Below are 19,227 nucleotides of genomic sequence, written 5' to 3'. Positions count from 1 at the left end.
GGGTGGGCTTCAGCCCACCGTTGGCACGGTCGCATTCTTGGTGGGCTGAAGCCCACCCTACGACACCTCAGTCATAGAGCGGACACAACTCGCTGCACTCTTCCGAGGGCGGCGGCATGACTACCCGTCTCGGCAAACTCACGTGGCTTTGGCTCAGCGTCTTGGTCATCGCACTGGACCAGGCAACCAAGCACTACTTCGAAGCCAACTTCAGCCTGTACCAGAAGGTTGAGGTCATTCCGGATTATTTCGCCTGGACCTTGGCCTACAACACAGGCGCAGCCTTTAGCTTTCTGGCCGATCACTCCGGTTGGCAGCGCTGGCTATTCGCCCTGATTGCCATTGGCGTCAGCGTTGTGCTGTTGGTGTGGATGAAGCGCCTGAAGCCGAGTGAAACCTGGCTGGCGGTTGCCTTGGCGTTGGTCCTGGGTGGCGCCCTCGGCAATCTCTACGACCGTGTGGTACTTGGCCATGTGGTCGATTTCATTCTGGTGCATTGGCAGAACCGCTGGTATTTCCCGGCGTTCAACATAGCCGACAGCGCCATCACTATAGGCGCCGTGATGCTGGCGCTGGATATGTTCCGTAGTAGTAAAACGGGAGAAACGGTAAATGACTGAACAGCGCATCGGGCGGGACATGCAGGTCACTCTGCATTTCGCCCTTAGCCTGGATAATGGTGAGCAAGTCGATAGCACCTTCGACAAGCAGCCGGCCACGTTCAAGGTGGGCGATGGCAATCTGCTACCTGGTTTCGAGCAGCAACTCTTCGGACTTAAGGCTGGCGACAAGCGCACCATCCAGATCGCGCCGGAGCAAGGCTTCGGCCAGCACAACCAGCAGAACGTGCAGGTCATGCCGCGTAGCCAGTTCGAAGGCATGGAGCTATCGGAAGGACTGCTTGTTATTTTCAACGATGCGGCTAAGACTGAGCTGCCAGGTATCGTCAAAAGCTACGATGATCGCCAGGTCACCGTGGACTTCAACCATCCGCTGGCCGGCAAGGCCCTGACTTTCGAAGTTGAAATATTCGAGGTCAAGCCGGTCTGAGTGATCGGCTCCCGTAAGTAAGCTGCTTTTTGTAGGAGCCAGCTTGCTGGCGATCAAGCACGTGTGCTCATGCGAGCATGGGCGTTATGCTGATTCCAGCTTCGCTTCATACCGCTGACCAAGCGTTACACTCAACAACTCATCCGCCCCGAGTGCCGAGAGTTCATATGCAAATCAAACTCGCCAATCCGCGTGGCTTCTGCGCAGGCGTCGACCGCGCTATCGAGATTGTAAATCGTGCGCTTGAGGTATTCGGCCCGCCGATCTACGTGCGTCATGAAGTCGTGCATAACAAATTCGTGGTGGAAGATCTGCGCGAGCGCGGGGCGATTTTCGTCGATGAACTGGATCAGGTGCCGGATGGCTTCATCGTTATCTTCAGCGCCCACGGGGTCTCCCAGGCGGTGAAAATGGAAGCTGACAAGCGCGGCCTGAAAGTGTTCGACGCGACCTGCCCGCTGGTGACCAAGGTGCACCTGGAAGTGACCAAATACAGCCGCGAGGGGCGCGAGTGCATCCTCATTGGCCATGAGGGACATCCTGAAGTCGAAGGCACCATGGGCCAATACGACACTGCCAACGGCGGCTCGATCTACTTGGTAGAAGACGAGGAGGATGTTGCCAGTCTGCGGGTTCGCAACCCTGACGCGCTGGCATTCGTGACGCAAACCACGCTATCCATGGACGACACCAGTCGCGTGATCGATGCCTTGCGCGCACGCTTCCCCAGCATTGGCGGGCCGCGCAAGGACGACATCTGCTACGCCACCCAGAATCGTCAGGATGCGGTCAAGCAGCTGGCAGGTGAGTGCGATGTGGTATTGGTTGTCGGCAGCCCCAACAGCTCCAACTCCAACCGCCTGCGTGAGCTGGCCGAACGCATGGATACGCCGGCGTATTTGATCGATGGCGCGGAAGATCTCAAGCAAGAGTGGTTCGAAAACATTGACCGAATCGGCATCACCGCTGGCGCTTCAGCCCCAGAGGTGTTGGTGCGCGGCGTGATCGACCAGCTGCGCGAGTGGGGCGCTACGGGGATGGATGAGCTGGAGGGGCGGCCCGAGAACGTGACGTTCTCGATGCCGAAGGAGTTGCGGCTCAAAGCGGTTTAACGATTTGCGAAATAAAAGAAGCCCGGCGATGCCGGGCTTCTTTTTTAACTTTCGTTTAGCGTTTCCAGCACTGGGCCGAAGTCATCCCGTCCTTTTGCCCCTTTGCGCCAGTATTGGATAGCGTCAACGTCCCGCACTTGTCATTGGCCATACTGCCTGTTGGAACCGCCTGGAAAACGTAAGTGGACGCTGTAGGGCTTCCTTCAGCGAAATCGAGGTCGTAGGCCTTGGTGGATCCATCTTTGGGCGCTTGTGTGAAAGGCAGGTCAGGCGCTTCGCCATCGCCGTCGACGTAGCGGCCATTTCCTGTGTGATAGCGCTCCATGAAATGGGCTAACTCCATCATGGCGGTCTGCGCATCGGCGCGCTTGGCACTACGGACATACTCCTGATAGCTGGGGTAAGCAATGGCGGCGATGATGCCGATGATCGCGACCACGATCATCAGTTCGATCAGCGTAAAGCCTCGATTTAAGGAGCTTCTCAAAGGTTATTCCTCACTTCATGCCAGGAAAGGCGGTTGGAATCGTTGTTGTCTCCCATAACCTCAATGCAGACCGGTGTCACGCCATCCGAATCGGTACTTGAGGCCGAACTGGCATAGCACAGGTACCGTTTGCCGGTTTTCTGGTCGCTCAGGCCAATCGTACCTTTGACCGCGCCTTCGTCGGGGTCCGCCACACCGCTCACCGGGATCTTGGTGCCGTCCTCAAGCTCGATGTAATCATCCCCATCAATCTTTCCGTCTCCGTTGTAATCGAAATACGAATAGGCGAGACGGCTTCCCGTGGCAAGGTCGAGGCTTATGATCCAGCTCGTTCCGCCGGCATCACATGGGTCCGCCGACGGGATCAAGGAGCTGAACGTGACCCTGTTGCCGCCAAGTTGGGCTTGAGAAATGACTCGTTCTCCCTTGGGTCCAGGGCCGCCTCTTGAGGTTTTCCAGAGCAGGTCGAGATACCAACCCTGATCTTCTTCCTCCATCACATTCTGGCTGATGCCTCGTCCGTTGAGGCCGGTGCCGGTTACTTCCCTAAGAATCTCTTGCTCTAGTAGATTCTGCCGGCCGTCGATTTGCTCGCCACTATCGACGATGCCATAGAACGACTGAACCTGCGGTGACCTAGGAATCTCGTTATCGGTGGTTTGGTAGAAGCTGCCCGTACCGAAGACCAACATGATTTGCCGATCCTTGGTATAAGCCGCGTCCAACGGCGCGGTGATAGCCTGGCGGGCTCCGCTGCTGTCTTTCGCGATGAAAAGGGGTTCAATCTCGCCGTCTACCCGCAAGCTGGCAGGCGCATCCCAATCACTGACCGTCGTACCGCTAGTATCCAGGCGCCATACATTGCCTTTTGTATCGGCTACGTAGATTCGGTCGCCGACACGGTCGTTGTCCAGGTCGACGGCCAAAGGTGCGCCCAGATCCCCGCTGTCAGGCAGGTCAAAGCGCTTCAACACACTGCCGTCAGCCGCATCGAGGATCCAGACGTAGCCGCTGGTTGTGTTCGTGGGGCGGTCATAGCCACTGGTCACGATCACGCCAAACTTTCCGTTAGAAAGCGGCACGAGGCTTGGGCGCCCAAGGCTGTATCCCATCTCCGGGTGCGTAAACTCCCATAGCACGTTGCTGCTGCTCATGGCTGTAGGGTTGGTGACGTCCAGCGCGAAGATGCTGCGGCCTCCTGCACCGGAAGAGCCGATAACGAGGGTCTTCCAGGCGCTCCCGACCCAGGCGTCACCGATACGCGGCGTGCCGTCGACGTAATAGCGATGGGAATAGGTAGGCTCGGTTAGCTGAGAGAGATCATCGATCAGATCGTTCGGCACGTAGGCGAACAGCTCGTTGCCACCCGAGCTTTCCAGGCTCGCATTGAAACCATGCAACATCCCATCGTTGGCGCCAACGACCACCAGAGGAGGTCGGCTCTGATAGGTGCTCGATGCACGGAAAGTGGTATAGGCGCTCTTGACTGCACTGGTGAATCCTGCGCTTTCTGGCAGTTGTGAATAGCCGAAGTTCGGTTTGTAAATATACTGCGGATCCGAGTTGGCGATATCGCCCAGCCGGCTAGTACGTTGCCGGAACGGGTTGTTAGGTGTGGCGTCGGTACGCTCCATGCTGCGATCGCCGCGAATGAAGGCGAGTCGGTTCTGACCTACCTGTTCCGTCGCTAGCGCCCCGCCGGTCGTCTGTCTAAGCGCTTCCTGCTGCGCTGTGCTCAGCTGCGTCCAGGTGAAGGTGCGCCCTGTTGTGGATATCAACGCGCCAGAGGTCGCATCGGTGGATGGAGGGGCCGAGGTCAGAATGCTGCGATCAGACATCTGCGCGTTGGTCAGTGCATCGAGTTTGGTTGCGGCTTTCCAAGTCGGTGTTTCGCTAACCGTACCGTCGGTTGCGACTGCCTTAGCTAACAAGTCACCGCTCCAGGCCGCGCTGTCTAGCATCGACTGGAAGACCACCGTGTCGGTTTCAAGCTTCGTTGAGTTCGTAGAAAGCGCGGCAGTCGTGCTGCGTACTTCGTCTGCAATGTTGGCAAATGCGGTTTTTAGGCTTTCGACCATCTTGGTGGCATCGCTCGCCACATAGAAGTTGTCTGGGCGCTTGTCGCCATTGGAAAAGGTTTCGTTGTTGGTCCACCACCAAGACTGATTGAGCGCGTCGCCGAACTCATAATCATCTGGAGCCTTGAAGCCACCATATTTCGCGGCTAGCCAGTACTGGTTGGATGCCTTTGACTCTAGCGTCTGATTCTCTCGAACGTCGACCCAGTGAGTGGAGATCGTCTGTTTCCCGCCCCGGTCTTCGCGTAGGTCGGTGGTGTTAGCGTAGTAGGCCAGCCCGGCAATATGGGCGGAGTTGCCACGCCCAGTGAATACGTTCGCTGCGTTTTTCGAAATCCCTTCCAGATCGAATACTTTCTGGGTCCATTTTTGGACATTTAGGTCGTCATCAGCCACCGGGACGTTCCGATCTTCGTGGGTATAGACGTCGCCAATGCCAAGAATCACGTTCTTCTGGCAAGAGTATTGGATAGGGTCAGTCCAGTTGGTGACGACCGGGAATTTGTCCCGCTGTGCCTCGTTAGTAATTTTGGAGTAGGCGGCGACATTACCAAGGTTGCGGAAGTAGCGGAGCGCGGTGTAGTAGAGCTCGCTGACCGGGTCGTTCGACTTATGGCTGTTTGTCAGCTCGCCGAACTTGTTGATGTAGTTGATAACTCCACTGTTGCCAGTGCTGTCGTCATGGGGGTTAGCATAGAGAATCCCGGTGTCTGGAGACCATTCCTTCAATTCATTTTCGAGTTCATTGGGCGTGCCGGGCTCACGCTTGGTCTGACCGACATAGCCCTGCGCAGCACGCAGCACGCCACCGTTACGGGTGTTGCCATCTTCGTTCAGGTAGCTGAAAACGCTGTAACGGATGTCCTTGGCATACTGCTGAATCAAGCCCTCTGGTTTCCAGAGGTTTTCGCCATACTTGGTACAGCCGCTCTCTAGAAAATTTGGTTTGCAGACTTCGACGCGAACCGTGAAAAATGCAGTCCTAGATTTTCCGCCAGACTTATAGCTGAAGCGTACGGTTTTGTTTTTTTGATAGTTGGTGCCTTGGTACAGCGAACTGGTCACCGAAACGCTTCCGAAGGGCGTGGTCTTGCTCGCATTTGCGGACGTGATTTCGCGGTCAGGAAAGTAACTATTTCTTCCTGATCGTGTCGCCTTTTCTAGAATTGTTTGTGAAGTGCTATCTACTACACGGTAGCCGCCGGTCAATGCCTTACGGAATGGGTCGATAGTCTGTGTGGTCGCCCAATTCAGGTAGTTACCGCTCCACTCCCCGGCACAGTTGCGGTTAGCGCTTGTTGTGTAGCTGACCGGGGTGAAGTACCCGCCACCGCTGTCAACCGTGACGTTGCCGAAATAAGGATCATTGAATTGCTGTTCAATAAATGAATAGCACTTATCAGCATCGAAATATCCGGTGTAAGTAGTAGCGTTGTTGTAATCACCGAGGTTAGCCAAGCTAATGACTGTTGGGAATTCAACCGAAGGTACCAGTGCCAAGTTGCCTGGTACATTGCCGCCGCCGAGTAGCAATGGCGTTTGCGACACATCGGCCACGGCTTGGCTGGCGCCGAGTGTCCAGCACAGCGCGGTTCCGGCTAGCAACAATGGGCGCCAGATGGCGGTAAGGCCGTTCCTAGGCATGCTGCTATGATTGAGCGGCATCATGTCACTCCTCTACGAAATACAGGGAACGAAGGGTGACCTTCGAGTCCGGGCTGGCGCCGGTGCCGGTGGCTTCGATGCGTACTAGAACGAAATCAAGAATCAGCGACTCGCCGGCGGCGAGCGAGTCCCCTCCGGCAGTTTCCGGGTTGACCATGTTCTGCATATCGAGCTGTCCAGGGTGGGGGAGCCGGGTGATGGTGTAGGTGGGCTTGCTGTCTACTTCCCCGGTGAATTTGGTGAAGGTCACGACTTCCGGATCTTCATCATTGATCGGGTATTGCACATCATCGATCAGGTTGGCGTAGTCTGTTTTGACTTCCTGCTCGGCAAAGCGCAAGGCGGCCTCGGCGGCCTGGAACGCGAGGTTGTGATCGCGCATATTGCCTGCCATTCGTTCCTGTAGATTGGTATCGCGCATCGCCGCTGCGCCGAGGATGGTGAGCAATAGCAACATAATGAGCGCAACGAGTAGGACAGCACCCTGTTGCTTCGAATAGCCGAAAGATCCCTGTTTCATGGCAAACGATTCCGTATGGCGACGGTTGTGGTGTACACCTGGGCGACGCGGTTGTCCTTAATGGTCACCGTGCCGTCGTCGTAGAGGGCGTACTCATCATCTCTGTCGATGCCAACCACTGGCGGATAGACGAACTGCTGTGGCTCGTCTAGCACGTTCGTTTCGGGGCTGATGGCGAGCATGGAAATCCGCGCCGAAACCACCTTGTCCCAGTCACCTGCGCCGGTAGCGGTGAGGTTGTTGGTTCCCGCTTTCACGTACTCGTCTGCAAGGCGGTCACCATCCTTGTCGATTCCGTAGGTGACTTGCATGTCGATGATGCCTTCGACGAGCTCTTCATCTGCTCTGCTCGGACTGAGTACCTTGCGGACTAGCGAAGGAAGCCGACCTTCGTCAGCATTGTCGCGAATGAAGTAGGTGTGGCTGCGTAAAATGTGCGCCGTAAACCTGCCGTTATAGGCTTGGCTCATGCCGGCCTTTGTATTGCCCGGAATTTCGTTGTTACCGTTCGTTTGAAATGTGCTCGCATTACCACTATTCGTGTTCTGAAATATGTCACAACCAGTTGAGTTCGCTACTAAGACAATTTGACCGCTATAGGCCCCAGTCTCACCTTTCACACCGAGATTGCCAGCGCCGACCTTATTATTTCCATTGGATTCGAATTCCGTGCCGGCGCCCGCGTATTTCACAATAAACGCATCGGTGTTGGCGCGTATCGCATCTGCAGCTTCGAAAACTACTGGCTTACTGTTATCCCAGCCCTGGACCGCCGGATTTGTGCTGTAAGAGTTTTTATCATCGACTGAATAGGAAGCTTTCGAGAGGTCAAGCTGATTGAGTGGCTCGCTTAAACACTCCCCTTTATAACCCGCCTGGCGCACGTCGAACGCAATAAACTCCGTCGCAAAGCGTCCCGCTTCCTGTACACGGGCAACCGCCGTATTGGTGCGGTACATGTCTTTGCTGGACAAGAAGACCTGCAGGACGCCGCCGAGCAAGATCAGGCTAATCAGCATGGCGACCATCAGCTCGATGAGCGAGAGGCCCATTTGCCGGTTGAAAGAGACTGGTTTCATAGCTGAGTCCGGTAGACAAATTTTTCGGGATCGTCATTCTCGGCGTCGATGCGGCCGCGGTTGTCGTTCCACTCGATGGAAATCGTGAACAAACGCCCGTTACGCACAACGCTGCCGCGGGCATCGGCCGAAAGTAAGCAAGACAGGGAGTTCAACCATTCCGCCACATCCCTCTGGGCGAGAGTTCCACTGGGGTCGAGATCGGGGTCGCAGGCTTCGTTCTTCAGCGCAATGTCATAAACGCCGTTTAGCGCGTCGGAGCGGTTGGCGCGCATGCGGTCGATGACGTCGTAGGCGAGTACCGTGGCTTGGGATCGGTAATAAGCGCTCTGGTTGCTTTGCAATGCCGTCATCTGCATGCCGGCCAGGCCCAGCAGCCCAACCGAAAGAATCAGCATCGCCACGAGCACTTCAATAAGCGTCGCGCCGCGCTGAATAGCTGGAATCTTCAGATTTCGTCTCATGGGCAGGTTCCTTTTGCGCTCGTGGCTCGTCCTGTCGCCGTCAGTGCGATGGTGTACTGGGCCTTGCCGGCGCAATTTGTGTGAGCAACCACAAATTGCACATCAGCCGCACCGGACGCTTTGTTCAGCAGGCCGTTCGGGCGATAGGTCAGGGTTTCGTTAGGCCCGGTGACGGTGTCCTGGCCGCCAACCGCGTCCCATACGCGGAGTACGTCGCCACCATTAACCTTGACCAGCCACCCGTTACCCCAAGTCACCGCATTCGCACAGACGTTGCCGTTGCGTCTGCAGACATCGACCCTCACACCTCTCTTCACAGCTTCGGAGCGGGCGTACTGCAACGCACCCATAAGATCGTTTGAGATCGTCTGGGTCCGATTGCTCTGAATGAGGTTCGTGAATGAGGGCGCTGCAATTGCCAATACAATAGCCAGAACAGCCAATGTGATAAGCAACTCGATAAGGGTGAAACCTCGGGAATGCCGCATGGTTTTTCTCGATTTTAGAGTCATCAGATCATCCCGATTAACCGTTGCGCTTCCCATCCTGCCCGGACGTCCGGTCGGTTTGGAAGGTTGTGCGGCATCTTAGGTGCAATGGTCGTCGGTAGTGGGTGTATCAAGTCTCGCGCGGCCTGTGATGTTGATCACAATCTTTCTCAGCTTCGCGTCCTGGCGGCACAAGATAAAGGTGCCGTTGAGGCTGTGAGTCGTGCCGTCAGGTTTGAAGGTCATGTGACGTTGCTTTCTAAAATTTCGCCACCTCCACGAGTGGCTGGTCGCTACCGTCGAGATACGTAACGGAGTGTCTTGCTCGTCAAGGACTCCGTTAGCGTCCAAGTCGTCGAATACAAGGATTTGGCCGCTCCATCTCGCAAGCCCGTCACAGCCCGACTCTCCAGCGCAGATACTCACTGGGCGCCTACTGGTTATCGCCCTGCTTCTTGCGAAGTTGAGGTCTGCTAGTAGCTGGTTGACCTGCGTACGCTGTCGAAGCGAGTCAATAATAGAAGTGAAGGTCGGTATCGCTAACGCCAATACGATCGCGAGTACGGTGAGGGTTATCAACAGTTCGATAAGCGTGAAGCCCTGATCCTTGTTCGGCATAGTGCGGTTCCTTTGCACGTATCATGTGCCGCCTTCCTGGCGGTGCTGTCTTGTTGCTACCGACCCACGTCGGCGAAGAACGCTTTTAGAGCAACATGGCAGCCAGTCCAAGGATTGAAAGCCAAAAATGTGAACCAGCGTGCCGGAGGGTAGCTTGGAGCAAAGAATGATCGTCGTCGGAGGAGGAGTCATTGGACTGCTTTCCACCTACCTACTGGCGAGAGCAGGCCAGACAGTCGTCCTGCTCGAATCGGGCGAGACGGGCGCCGAAGCCTCCTGGGCTGGTGGAGGTATCGTGTCTCCGCTGTACCCGTGGCGCTACAGCCCGGCGGTGACGGCGCTGGCGCATTGGTCGCAGGCGTTCTATCCGCAGCTGGGGGAACGTCTGTTTGAGCAAACCGGGATCAATCCCGAGGTGTACGAGACCGGACTCTACTGGCTGGATCTGGAAGATGAGGACGAGGCGTTAGCCTGGGCCGAACGCCAGGGGCGTGCTCTGGGGCGAGTGCCAATGGAGCAAGTGCACACGGCGGTACCCGAGCTTGGCGAAGGCTTCTCCCGGGCGATATTCATGCCGGGTGTCGCCAACGTGCGCAATCCACAGCTTTTGCGGGCCCTACGGGAAGCGCTCGCCAAGATGCCGAATGTGCAGGTGATCGAACGTTGCCCGGTTACCGCTTTCATTCGTGACGGCGAGCGGATTCTTGGAGTCCACACGGCGCAGGGCGAAGTGCGAGCCGAACGGGTTGTGGTTGCCGCCGGGGCGTGGAGCGGTAATTTGTTGGCCACGCTGGGGCTGGAGTTGCCAGTCAAACCGATGAAGGGGCAGATGATTCTGTTCAAGTGCGCCGAGGACTTTCTGCCGAGTATGGTGCTCGCCAAGCGACGCTATGCAATTCCGCGGCGAGACGGTCATATCCTGGTAGGCAGTACGTTGGAAGACGTCGGCTTTGACAAAACGCCAACCGAAGACGCGCTCGAGAGCCTCAGAGCCAGCGCTATCGAACTGTTACCGGCGCTGGCCGGTGCGACTGTAGTCAAGCACTGGGCCGGGTTGCGTCCGGCTTCACCCGAGGGCATCCCTTATATCGGGCCAGTACCCGGTCACGACGGCCTCTGGCTCAACTGCGGACACTTTCGTAACGGTCTGGTACTGGCTCCGGCGTCCTGCCAATTGCTGGCGGATCTGATGCTGGGGCATGAGGCTGCTCTGAACCCAGCGCCATATGCGCCGGTTGGCCGGCTCTGAGATCGAACCTCCGGCCGACGGATGGACTTCCTGTGAGCCTCAGGCCTACGTGTAGGCCGGTTTTGCTGTTAAATTGTGCGGCTGTGTGGCGCTGGGTGTCGCCGCGCCGATTTCTTCGCTCAAGAGGTTAGTGTGGCCAAGAAAACCACCTCTTTCTCAGGCCTTGGCGGCCTGGTCTTTTCCACCGATGCGGGGCGGCACTGCCCGGATTGCAGCCAGCCGTTGGATGCCTGTGTTTGCAAGCAGTCGGTAATCCCCGAAGGTGATGGCATCGCCCGTGTTCGTCGGGAGAGCAAAGGGCGGGGCGGAAAAACCGTGACGACCGTCGCTGGCGTACCGCTTGCCGAGGCCGAACTTAAGGAGCTCGCCAGCGCACTCAAGCGTCGCTGCGGCACCGGTGGCGCGCTCAAGGACGGGATTATCGAAATCCAGGGCGATCATGTTCAGCTTCTTCTGGATGAACTGACCAAGCGTGGATTCAAGGCAAAAAAATCCGGCGGTTGAACTCGTTACGATCTGATCACGCGTTTGCGCTTATTTCCTTGCGCATCGGCTGTCCAACCGGGATAGCTTTTCTGTCGTGCCCTACCGCCCGACAGACCACCAATTTCTCAGGAGGCTTAGATGCCCGTACGACGCACACGTAAAGACGACGGCAGCCAATGGACCGCAGCGGACAGCCGTAGCGTTTACGGCATTCGTCATTGGGGCGCGGGTTATTTCTCGATCAGCGATGACGGTCAGGTCGAAGTGCGCCCGCAAGGGCCGGTTGGCGAGCCGATCGAATTCACCGGGCTGATCGAGCAGCTGCGTGATGCGGGGTTGACTTTGCCGTTGCTGGTGCGCTTCCCGGACATCCTGCAGGACCGTGTTCGCCGGCTGACCGGCGCGTTCGATTCCAACATCGAACGGCTGGAATACCAGAGCAAGTACACCGCCTTGTATCCGATCAAGGTAAACCAGCAAGAGGCGGTGGTGGAAAACATCATCGCCACGCAGAACGTCGCGATCGGCCTTGAAGCGGGCTCCAAACCAGAGCTGATGGCCGTGTTGGCGCTGGCGCCGAAGGGCGGCACCATCGTTTGCAACGGCTACAAGGATCGAGAATTCATTCGCCTGGCGCTGATGGGGCAGAAGCTCGGACACAACGTGTTCATCGTCATCGAAAAGATGTCTGAAGTGGGCATGGTCATCGAGGAAGCCGCCGAGCTGAAGATCCTTCCACAGGTCGGTCTGCGAGTGCGGCTGTCATCGTTAGCGTCGAGTAAGTGGGCTGATACGGGGGGCGAAAAATCCAAGTTCGGCCTGTCGGCGGCCCAATTACTTACCGTCATCGAGCGCTTCCGTGCGGCGGGGGTCGAGCAGGGCGTGCGACTGCTGCATTTCCACATGGGCTCGCAAATTGCCAACCTCGCCGATTACCGCGAAGGCTTCCGTGAAGCGATTCGGTACTACGCCGAGCTGCGCGCGCTGGGCTTGCCGGTCGACCATATCGACGTGGGAGGTGGGCTGGGCGTCGACTACGACGGCACGCATTCGCGCAACGCCAGTTCGATCAACTACGACATCGACGAATACGCCGGTACCGTGGTCGGGATGCTCAAGGAGTTCTGCGATCGCCAAGAGTTGCCGCACCCGCATATCTTCTCTGAAAGCGGCCGAGCCATGACCGCGCACCACGCGGTGTTGGTGATGCAAGTGACCGACTTCGAGCGCCACAACGACGAGGCGCCGACCATCGAGAATTACGACGAGCTCCCCGAGATCGTCCAGGCGCTCGCCGATCTGCTTGGCCCGTCCGATCCGGAGATGGTCACCGAAACCTACTGGCGCGCCACCCATTACATGAGCGAGGCCGCCGCGCAATACGCTTCCGGCAAGTTGTCCCTGGCGCAGAAGGCGCTGGCTGAGCAAAGCTACTTCGCCATCTGTCGTCGTCTCTATAACCAGCTCAAGGCGCGCCAGCGCTCGCATCGCGCGGTACTTGACGAGCTCAACGACAAGCTGGCTGACAAGTACATCTGCAATTTCTCGGTATTCCAGAGCCTGCCGGACACCTGGGCGATCGACCAGATTCTGCCAATCGTGCCGCTACAGCGTTTAACCGAAGAACCGGTGCGTCGCGCCGTGCTGCAGGATTTGACCTGCGACTCCGACGGCAAGATCAAACATTACGTTGACGAGCAGAGCATCGAAAACAGCATGCCGGTGCATGAAATCCAGGCGGGAGAGGAGTATTTCCTCGGGGTCTTCCTGGTCGGCGCCTACCAGGAAATTCTCGGTGACATGCACAACCTGTTCGGCGACACCGATTCGGTGAACGTCTATCAGCGCGAGGACGGCAGCTTCTACCACGCCGGCATCGAGACCCACGACACCATCGAGGACATGCTGCGCTACGTGCACCTGTCGCCCGAGGAGCTGATGACCTACTACCGCGACAAGGTTTCCAGTGCTCGTCTCAGCGCCAAAGAGCGCACCCAGTACATCGATGCGTTGCGGTTGGGGCTGACGCGATCTTCTTACCTGACGCCTTGATTGGGTCGACCGGCGATCAGGTGCCAGTCGTTGGCACCTGATCGCTAGCAAGCTAGCTCCTACAGAGTCAGGGTGTTGGGTGTCGCATGTGATTCAGCCTGCGACTCAATAGCACCAGCCCGTAGGGTGGGCCGGGCGGCGTTCCGCTTTAGCCCACCACGAACCTCGCACCCGGTTGTGGGCTGAAGCCCACCCTACGGCGTCGCTTTCCGCTCGGCGGACCGACGGAGGCGATTCATCGAGCGCGCAATAGTGTTCAGACCTTACGCACGAATTCGGACTTCAGCTTCATCGCGCCGATGCCGTCGATTTTGCAGTCGATGTCATGGTCGCCATCACACAGGCGGATGTTCTTGACCTTGGTACCGACTTTCACCACCAGCGACGAGCCCTTGACCTTGAGGTCCTTGATCACAGTGACGGTATCTCCGTCCTGCAGGGCATTCCCGACCGAATCCCTGATGATCTTTTCATCATCGGCAGACGCCTCGGGCGTCGCGCCGGACCACTCGTGGGCGCACTCGGGGCAGACCAGCATCGGGCCGTCCTCGTAGGTGTATTCGGAATTGCAGATGGGGCAGGGCGGCAAAGAGCTCACGGCAGATCCTCGGTTGGGATGATGCAAAAAGCCGCGGATTGTATAAGGTTTTGCCTGCATTGCGGTTCCCGTCGTGTCAAGCGCGACGGGAACCGCAATGCAGTGTCATATAGTGTTGCTGCGTGTTCCGGTCTGAACGCCGGACCGGCTGGATTGGCTGTCTACCGCGTTGGCCATGGCTGGAGGCAGCTTAACTCAGGCCTCGTCCTTGATTGCCTGATAGCGCTCTTCCAGCTCGCGGCGGATCTGCCGGCGCTGCTGGGCCTGGGCGAAACGGCGCTTCTGATCAAGCGTTTGCGGTTGTAGCGTGGGCACGGTTGTTGGGCGACCATCCTCGCCGACCGCGACCATTGTGAAAAAGCAGCTGTTTGTGTGACGAACCGTCTTGTGCCGAATGTCTTCGGTAATGACCTTGATGCCGATCTCCATCGAGGTATTGCCGGTGTAATTGACCGATGCCAGGAAGGTCACCAGCTCGCCCACATGGATCGGCTGACGAAAATTCACCTGATCGACCGACAGCGTGACCACATACTGCCCGGCGTAACGGCTGGCGCAGGCGTAAGCGACTTCGTCGAGATATTTCAGCAGCGTGCCGCCATGTACATTGCCTGAGAAGTTGGCCTTGTCCGGAGTCATCAGTACGGTCATGGTCAGTTCGGCGTTTCCATCAAACATGGTGCGCGGCTCGTGCGGGCAAAAAGGGCCGCTACTTTAGTCGAATACGAAGCGGCTGTGTGTGACCAGAGCGCGCTGTCTTCAGTTTTATTTTCGTCGGTCAATGTGGCAATAGCGCGCAGCTCACGCATCGCGTGTTTACGCGTGTACTGCTTGCGATGTTCTAACAAACAGAATCTGCCTATCGCGCCGCTTCGCTTATTCAATTGGGGCGGCGAGGCGCCCGCTCCTAGTCTTCCCGCTGCGTTCCAGACGCAATAAAAAACTAGAAGAGGATGAGTGAATGAACCGTTACCTGTCAGGCGCCTTGCCTGCACGCATGCTGCTTGGTGTGCTTTGCGCGAGCTTGCTGTCGCTTTCCGCCCACGCCGCACCGCTGACCCGCGACAACGGTGCTCCGGTCGGCAACAACCAGAATTCCCAGACCGCAGGCGCCAACGGCCCGATCGTGCTGCAGGACGTGCAGCTGCTACAAAAACTGCAGCGTTTCGACCGCGAGCGTGTACCGGAGCGCGTGGTGCATGCCCGCGGCACTGGTGCCCATGGCGAATTCACTGCCACTGCCGACATTTCTGACCTGACCCTCGCCAAGGTCTTCGAAAAAGGCACCACCACGCCGGTATTCGTGCGCTTCTCCGCCGTGACCAACAACAGCCACTCGCCGGAGACCCTGCGCGATCCCCGCGGCTTCGCCACCAAGTTCTATACCGATGAAGGCAACTGGGATCTGGTCGGTAACAACTTCCCGACTTTCTTCATCCGCGACGCCATCAAGTTCCCCGACATGGTGCACGCCTTCAAGACTGACCCGCGCACCAACCTCGACGACGATACCCGCCGGATGGATTTCCTCTCTCACCATCCGGAGTCCACGCGCACCCTGACCATGCTGTACTCCAACTACGGCACACCGGTGGGCTATCGCTTCATGGATGGCAGCAGCGTGCATGCCTACAAATTCGTCAACGATGAGGGCGAATACCGCTACGTGAAATTCGGTTGGAAGAGCCAGCAGGGCGTCAAGAACCTCGATCCCAAGCAGGTCCAAGAGACCCAGGGGCGCGACTACAGCCACATGACTCGCGATCTGATCAGCGCCATCGATAGCGGCGACTATCCGAAGTGGGACCTGTACCTTCAGGTACTTGAGCCCGAAGCGCTGGCCAAGTTCGAGTTCGATCCGCTGGACGCCACCAAAATCTGGCCGGAGGACCTGGTCCCGTCGAAGAAGATCGGCACCATGGTGCTGAACAAGAATCCCGATAACGTCTTCCAGGAAACCGAACAGGTCGCCATGGCGCCGTCGAATCTGGTGCCAGGTATCGAACCGTCCGAGGACCGTCTGCTGCAAGGCCGCCTGTTCGCCTACGCCGATACGCAGATGTATCGCATCGGTGCTAACGCCCTGAGCCTGCCGATCAACAAGCCGCGCGCCGAGGTCAGCAACGGCAACCAGGATGGTCAACTGAATGCCGGCCACACCACCACCAGCGTCAACTACCAGCCGAGCCGCCGCATGAACCGAGAGGAAATTGCACGCGGTCTGTATAGCCAATTGCCGCTTTCCGGGACAACGCAGCAGGCGCCGATCTATCGCGAGCAGAACTTCAAGCAGACCGGCGAACTGTATCGCTCCTTCACTCGTAAAGAGCAGAAGGATCTGATCAACACCCTGGGTGGCGAGCTGGCCAAAACCGACGAGGAGGCTCGCTATCACCTGCTGTCGTTCTTCTACAAGGCTGATGCCGAGTACGGCGAAGGACTGACCAAGGTCGCCAAGTCTGACCTCAAGCGAGTCAAGACGCTGGCTGCCGAACTGCAGGATTGACGCACAGCAGGCCGTCGCCACGCACGCCGGCCCACCGACCCGAGCCCTGCTCGGGTCATCTATTTTCAGGAACAGAACATGAAAAGCCTTTTGCTATCGGCTGTCTTGCTGCTCGGTGGCGGCCACGCCTTCGGCGCTTCGGAGCCAGCCACCGTATTGAGCAGCGACGCCGAGCAAGTCCAGAGCCAGCTGCGCGTTTACTTCTTCAACGCCGCACGATTCGGCGATAGCGAAGTTCTCACAGAATTCATTCAGGCCGGTTACGACCTCAATACAACAGACGAGAAAGGCTACACAGCGTTGATCCTGGCGGCTTACAACGGCCATCCCGACACGGTCGAACAGCTGCTGACGGCCGGCGCCGATGCCTGCGCCGAGGACAAGCGCGGCAACACCGCTCTGATGGGTGCGATCTTCAAAGGTGAGCTGCGCATTGCCAAACGGCTACTGGCCACCGATTGCGATCCGGATCAGCGCAACAATGCCGGCCAGACGCCTGCGATGTATGCAGCGCTGTTTCAACGCGACGCTTTGCTTGAAGCATTACGTGAGCGCGGCGCGGACCTCGACGCCAGCGACTCGGTGGGCAACAACGTTGAAAGCCTGGCGCGCGGTGAGATTCGCACGCGCTGATCGGCTCAGTAACTCTTATAAGGCAGAAACTTGCCGGAAAGCACCACGTTCACGCGATCGCCTTTCGGGTCCGGTTGACGCTGGATGTTCATAGAGAAATCGATGGCGCTCATGATGCCGTCGCCGAATTCTTCATGGATCAGCTCCTTGATGGTGCTGCCGTAGACGTTGACGAGTTCGTACCAGCGGTAGATCAGCGGATCGGTGGGCACGGTGGTCGGTAGTGACCCTTTATAGGGCACGATTTGCAGCCAGGCCACAGCTTCGTCGGACAGCTCGAACAGCTTGCCGAGGGTTTCCGCCTGAGTTTTGTCGAACGCCATCTGGCCCAGGCATCCCGCCGTAGTCCACTCCTTCGACATGCCGATGGACTCGGCGATATCGCACCAACGAAGGTTTTTGCGCACCTTGGCGGAAACGATCATCTGGGTGACTTGGCTGCGGCAGGAAATCATGGCGTTACCTCTCGAGTCGGACTAGGTGGGCCGCATGCGGCGGCCGGTCTGTCCCGTCTTGCAGAAGCTATGCCAGAGAAATCGCTCAGTCGTACTCCGCCGCTTCATGCTCACCCAACAAGCGCCGCTGCCTCGGCGTGGCTGCCGCGATCACGTCGGGGTTGAAACGCCACTGCAGATAGGGCGAAAACTTCTGCGCGACCATGCGCCGGCCGTAATGCACTTGCAGCAGGTAGCGGCTGCGGTCGGCGGTGCGGTTGCGACTGCCGGCGTGCCAGAGATCGCTGCGAAACAGCAGTACGTCGCCGGCGTCGCAGATCACCGGTTCTGGTTCGTGGCCATGCCAGCTGGTTTCATCTGGGCGTGGTTTACGGCCCGCGCGGTGGCTACCCGGAATCACAAGCGTGGGGCACAGATCCGCATCGATCCGGTCGAGATAAATATGTGCCGTGCAGACCTGCATCGGCAGCTCGAAAGCGGGTTCGGCCAACAGCGCTTCCGGCAGCTCCATCGCCAGATAGTCCGCATGCAGCTCGCCACCGATGAAACCCGGACGGCTGCGCCAGGCGGTCTGTCCGATCACATGGCAGTCCGCACCGAGGCAGGCTTCGGCCAGATCGATGACGCCCGGTAGATCGAGATAGGGCAGCCAGAGCGGATCGCGGTTGAACACGCATTTATAGTGGTCATCCACCAGCCCCTGATAATCCCAATGGATTGGCTCGAGGCGATCGATGGCGGTGTGCACGTCTTCGATCTGTTGCTGCCGCAGGGCCTGCGGCAGCAGGACGAAACCTTGTTCGTGCATGGCACGCAGCTGAGCAGCGGTGGTTTTTGGCATGGCGACAGGCTCTGCAGTGCTTAGGTTGTCGACAGTTTGTTGAAAGCTTGGGTTCGTATGCTGTCACCGCTCGCGATGATCTGTCGTCGCGGCAGGCGCTCGGCCACAAGCGGTGCGTTGGTTTCTCTCTTCTCGTGCGAACTTCGGCCGCGCGGCCACAAGCGGCGTCTGCCGGTTCGCTTTTCACCCAAAGATCCCAGCCACATGGAGAAACCGCCCTGGCTTGGGTTCTGGCGTCGTTTGAGCGAAAATCGTCGCGCTTTTTTCCGTCGCACCTTGGTGCGCTTGTCACGAGGCCTGGATGACTACCGCACGTTTTACTCCCGTACAGATCCTGTTCCACTGGCTCAGCGCGTTGCTGGTGCTGACAATCATCGCGTTGCCCTACGGCGCAGATTTCTTCGCATCGCTACTCGGCGGCAAGGGCAACGTATTCACCTTGCACAAGTCGTTGGGTATCGCCGTGCTGGTGCTGACCCTGCTGCGCCTGGCCTACCGTGGCCGCAAGATCCCGCCGCAGCAGCTCGAGCCCCAGCAATCGCGCACGCAGCAAATTGCTGCCGCTGGCGGACATGGGCTGCTCTATTTATTACTGCTGATAATTCCGATCTCCGGTCTGCTGTTCGGCAGCAAGCCGATCAATCTGTTCTGGCTGGTGGAGATCGGGCCGCTGCCGATCTCATCCGACATTCGTGGCGCGGCGAAGGACGTCCACATCGCCGGCCAGTACGTACTCTTCGCGATGATCCTGGGTCACGCCGCCGTTGCTCTCTGGCATCACTACGTGCGTCGCGACGACGTGCTCAAGGGCATGTTGCCGCTGGTGCGCTGAGGCCACCCGCACGG

General features: G+C 58.1%; 20 protein-coding genes. 9 read left to right on the top strand and 11 right to left on the bottom strand.

Annotation, left to right across the window (positions count from 1 at the left end; translation table 11 throughout):
• Nucleotides 1-116: 116 nt before the first annotated feature.
• The 3 genes from lspA (at nt 117) to ispH (ending at nt 2,162) form a co-directional block, all read left to right on the top strand.
• Complete coding sequence (gene lspA, locus NAV33_RS17550; protein WP_255982426.1) at nt 117-620, top strand: signal peptidase II; 504 nt, start codon at nt 117-119, stop codon at nt 618-620.
• Nucleotides 613-1,050 (top strand): FKBP-type peptidyl-prolyl cis-trans isomerase, encoded by a 438-nt coding sequence (locus NAV33_RS17545; protein ID WP_255982424.1) that lies wholly within the window; start codon nt 613-615, stop codon nt 1,048-1,050. Before lspA ends, NAV33_RS17545 begins: the two co-directional genes overlap by 8 nt.
• A 167-nt stretch (nt 1,051-1,217) precedes the next feature.
• On the top strand, nt 1,218-2,162 hold the full coding sequence (ispH, locus tag NAV33_RS17540; protein WP_255982422.1) for a 4-hydroxy-3-methylbut-2-enyl diphosphate reductase: 945 nt from the start codon (nt 1,218-1,220) through the stop codon (nt 2,160-2,162).
• 55 nt (nt 2,163-2,217) lie between these two features.
• Here ispH and NAV33_RS17535 read toward each other — a convergent pair whose 3' ends face one another.
• The 7 genes from NAV33_RS17535 to NAV33_RS17505 form a co-directional block, all read right to left on the bottom strand.
• A complete protein-coding gene (locus NAV33_RS17535; RefSeq protein WP_423836673.1) occupies nt 2,218-2,607 on the bottom strand; it encodes a type IV pilin protein in 390 nt (129 codons plus the stop codon).
• Between the two features lie 38 nt (nt 2,608-2,645).
• Entirely contained in the window at nt 2,646-6,395 is a 3,750-nt protein-coding gene (locus NAV33_RS17530) for a pilus assembly protein (protein ID WP_255982417.1), read from the bottom strand.
• Nucleotide 6,396: 1 nt separating this feature from the next.
• Entirely contained in the window at nt 6,397-6,912 is a 516-nt protein-coding gene (locus NAV33_RS17525; protein ID WP_255982415.1) for a pilus assembly PilX family protein, read from the bottom strand.
• Nucleotides 6,909-7,991 (bottom strand): PilW family protein, encoded by a 1,083-nt coding sequence (locus NAV33_RS17520; protein WP_255982413.1) that lies wholly within the window; start codon nt 7,989-7,991, stop codon nt 6,909-6,911. The genes NAV33_RS17525 and NAV33_RS17520 overlap by 4 nt, the downstream gene beginning before the upstream one ends.
• Complete coding sequence (gene pilV / locus NAV33_RS17515) at nt 7,988-8,455, bottom strand: type IV pilus modification protein PilV (protein ID WP_255982410.1); 468 nt, start codon at nt 8,453-8,455, stop codon at nt 7,988-7,990. Before pilV ends, NAV33_RS17520 begins: the two co-directional genes overlap by 4 nt.
• Entirely contained in the window at nt 8,452-8,967 is a 516-nt protein-coding gene (locus tag NAV33_RS17510) for a GspH/FimT family pseudopilin (protein ID WP_255982408.1), read from the bottom strand. The genes pilV and NAV33_RS17510 overlap by 4 nt, the downstream gene beginning before the upstream one ends.
• Nucleotides 8,968-9,042: 75 nt before the next feature.
• Entirely contained in the window at nt 9,043-9,561 is a 519-nt protein-coding gene (locus NAV33_RS17505) for a GspH/FimT family pseudopilin (protein ID WP_255982406.1), read from the bottom strand.
• Nucleotides 9,562-9,715: 154 nt separating this feature from the next.
• Between NAV33_RS17505 and thiO the strand changes: the two genes are divergently transcribed.
• From thiO to speA, 3 genes are all read left to right on the top strand, one after another.
• On the top strand, nt 9,716-10,810 hold the full coding sequence (gene thiO / locus NAV33_RS17500) for a glycine oxidase ThiO (RefSeq protein ID WP_255982404.1): 1,095 nt from the start codon (nt 9,716-9,718) through the stop codon (nt 10,808-10,810).
• Nucleotides 10,811-10,942: 132 nt separating this feature from the next.
• Complete coding sequence (locus NAV33_RS17495) at nt 10,943-11,314, top strand: translation initiation factor Sui1 (protein WP_255982402.1); 372 nt, start codon at nt 10,943-10,945, stop codon at nt 11,312-11,314.
• A gap of 120 nt (nt 11,315-11,434) precedes the next feature.
• Nucleotides 11,435-13,348: an arginine decarboxylase gene (gene speA / locus NAV33_RS17490; protein WP_255982400.1), complete on the top strand. Its 1,914-nt coding sequence runs from the start codon at nt 11,435-11,437 to the stop codon at nt 13,346-13,348.
• Nucleotides 13,349-13,604: 256 nt separating this feature from the next.
• Here speA and NAV33_RS17485 read toward each other — a convergent pair whose 3' ends face one another.
• Both NAV33_RS17485 and NAV33_RS17480 read right to left on the bottom strand, forming a co-directional pair.
• On the bottom strand, nt 13,605-13,946 hold the full coding sequence (locus NAV33_RS17485; RefSeq protein ID WP_255982398.1) for a zinc ribbon domain-containing protein YjdM: 342 nt from the start codon (nt 13,944-13,946) through the stop codon (nt 13,605-13,607).
• A gap of 195 nt (nt 13,947-14,141) precedes the next feature.
• Entirely contained in the window at nt 14,142-14,624 is a 483-nt protein-coding gene (locus NAV33_RS17480) for an acyl-CoA thioesterase (RefSeq protein WP_255982396.1), read from the bottom strand.
• Nucleotides 14,625-14,943: 319 nt separating this feature from the next.
• Here NAV33_RS17480 and NAV33_RS17475 point away from each other — a divergent pair, with 319 nt between their 5' ends.
• Nucleotides 14,944-16,452, top strand: coding sequence for a catalase (locus NAV33_RS17475; RefSeq protein ID WP_423836672.1), 1,509 nt, complete (start codon nt 14,944-14,946; stop codon nt 16,450-16,452).
• 78 nt (nt 16,453-16,530) lie between these two features.
• On the top strand, nt 16,531-17,085 hold the full coding sequence (locus tag NAV33_RS17470; protein ID WP_255982392.1) for an ankyrin repeat domain-containing protein: 555 nt from the start codon (nt 16,531-16,533) through the stop codon (nt 17,083-17,085).
• 5 nt (nt 17,086-17,090) lie between these two features.
• Here NAV33_RS17470 and cynS read toward each other — a convergent pair whose 3' ends face one another.
• Entirely contained in the window at nt 17,091-17,540 is a 450-nt protein-coding gene (gene cynS, locus NAV33_RS17465; RefSeq protein WP_255982390.1) for a cyanase, read from the bottom strand.
• An 85-nt stretch (nt 17,541-17,625) separates the two neighbouring features.
• On the bottom strand, nt 17,626-18,381 hold the full coding sequence (locus tag NAV33_RS17460) for a phytanoyl-CoA dioxygenase family protein (RefSeq protein WP_255982388.1): 756 nt from the start codon (nt 18,379-18,381) through the stop codon (nt 17,626-17,628).
• 301 nt (nt 18,382-18,682) lie between these two features.
• On the opposite strand from NAV33_RS17460, the gene NAV33_RS17455 reads away from it, so the two are divergent.
• Nucleotides 18,683-19,213 carry a cytochrome b gene (locus tag NAV33_RS17455; RefSeq protein ID WP_255982386.1) on the top strand — a complete coding sequence of 177 codons (531 nt, stop codon included), beginning with the start codon at nt 18,683-18,685 and terminating at the stop codon, nt 19,211-19,213.
• Nucleotides 19,214-19,227 lie beyond the last annotated feature (14 nt).

This window comes from Stutzerimonas stutzeri, from assembly GCF_024448715.1.
Taxonomy (GTDB): Bacteria; Pseudomonadota; Gammaproteobacteria; order Pseudomonadales; family Pseudomonadaceae; genus Stutzerimonas; species Stutzerimonas stutzeri_AR.
The sequence above is the reverse complement of the archived record's forward strand: the minus strand, read 5'-3'. Positions and strand labels throughout refer to the sequence as shown.

What these genes read in the sequence shown, in the direction of transcription:
- NAV33_RS17480 (WP_255982396.1), bottom strand. Translation starts at nt 14,624, where the DNA reads ATGTTTGATGGAAACGCCGAACTGACCATGACCGTACTGATGACTCCG.
- NAV33_RS17510 (WP_255982408.1), bottom strand. Translation starts at nt 8,967, where the DNA reads ATGACTCTAAAATCGAGAAAAACCATGCGGCATTCCCGAGGTTTCACC.
- NAV33_RS17525 (WP_255982415.1), bottom strand. Translation starts at nt 6,912, where the DNA reads ATGAAACAGGGATCTTTCGGCTATTCGAAGCAACAGGGTGCTGTCCTA.
- NAV33_RS17475 (WP_423836672.1), top strand. Translation starts at nt 14,944, where the DNA reads ATGCTGCTTGGTGTGCTTTGCGCGAGCTTGCTGTCGCTTTCCGCCCAC.
- speA (WP_255982400.1), top strand. Translation starts at nt 11,435, where the DNA reads ATGCCCGTACGACGCACACGTAAAGACGACGGCAGCCAATGGACCGCA.
- ispH (WP_255982422.1), top strand. Translation starts at nt 1,218, where the DNA reads ATGCAAATCAAACTCGCCAATCCGCGTGGCTTCTGCGCAGGCGTCGAC.
- NAV33_RS17505 (WP_255982406.1), bottom strand. Translation starts at nt 9,561, where the DNA reads ATGCCGAACAAGGATCAGGGCTTCACGCTTATCGAACTGTTGATAACC.
- NAV33_RS17545 (WP_255982424.1), top strand. Translation starts at nt 613, where the DNA reads ATGACTGAACAGCGCATCGGGCGGGACATGCAGGTCACTCTGCATTTC.
- lspA (WP_255982426.1), top strand. Translation starts at nt 117, where the DNA reads ATGACTACCCGTCTCGGCAAACTCACGTGGCTTTGGCTCAGCGTCTTG.
- cynS (WP_255982390.1), bottom strand. Translation starts at nt 17,540, where the DNA reads ATGATTTCCTGCCGCAGCCAAGTCACCCAGATGATCGTTTCCGCCAAG.
- pilV (WP_255982410.1), bottom strand. Translation starts at nt 8,455, where the DNA reads ATGAGACGAAATCTGAAGATTCCAGCTATTCAGCGCGGCGCGACGCTT.
- NAV33_RS17470 (WP_255982392.1), top strand. Translation starts at nt 16,531, where the DNA reads ATGAAAAGCCTTTTGCTATCGGCTGTCTTGCTGCTCGGTGGCGGCCAC.
- NAV33_RS17455 (WP_255982386.1), top strand. Translation starts at nt 18,683, where the DNA reads ATGACTACCGCACGTTTTACTCCCGTACAGATCCTGTTCCACTGGCTC.
- NAV33_RS17530 (WP_255982417.1), bottom strand. Translation starts at nt 6,395, where the DNA reads ATGATGCCGCTCAATCATAGCAGCATGCCTAGGAACGGCCTTACCGCC.
- NAV33_RS17460 (WP_255982388.1), bottom strand. Translation starts at nt 18,381, where the DNA reads ATGCCAAAAACCACCGCTGCTCAGCTGCGTGCCATGCACGAACAAGGT.
- NAV33_RS17520 (WP_255982413.1), bottom strand. Translation starts at nt 7,991, where the DNA reads ATGAAACCAGTCTCTTTCAACCGGCAAATGGGCCTCTCGCTCATCGAG.
- NAV33_RS17535 (WP_423836673.1), bottom strand. Translation starts at nt 2,607, where the DNA reads ATGATCGTGGTCGCGATCATCGGCATCATCGCCGCCATTGCTTACCCC.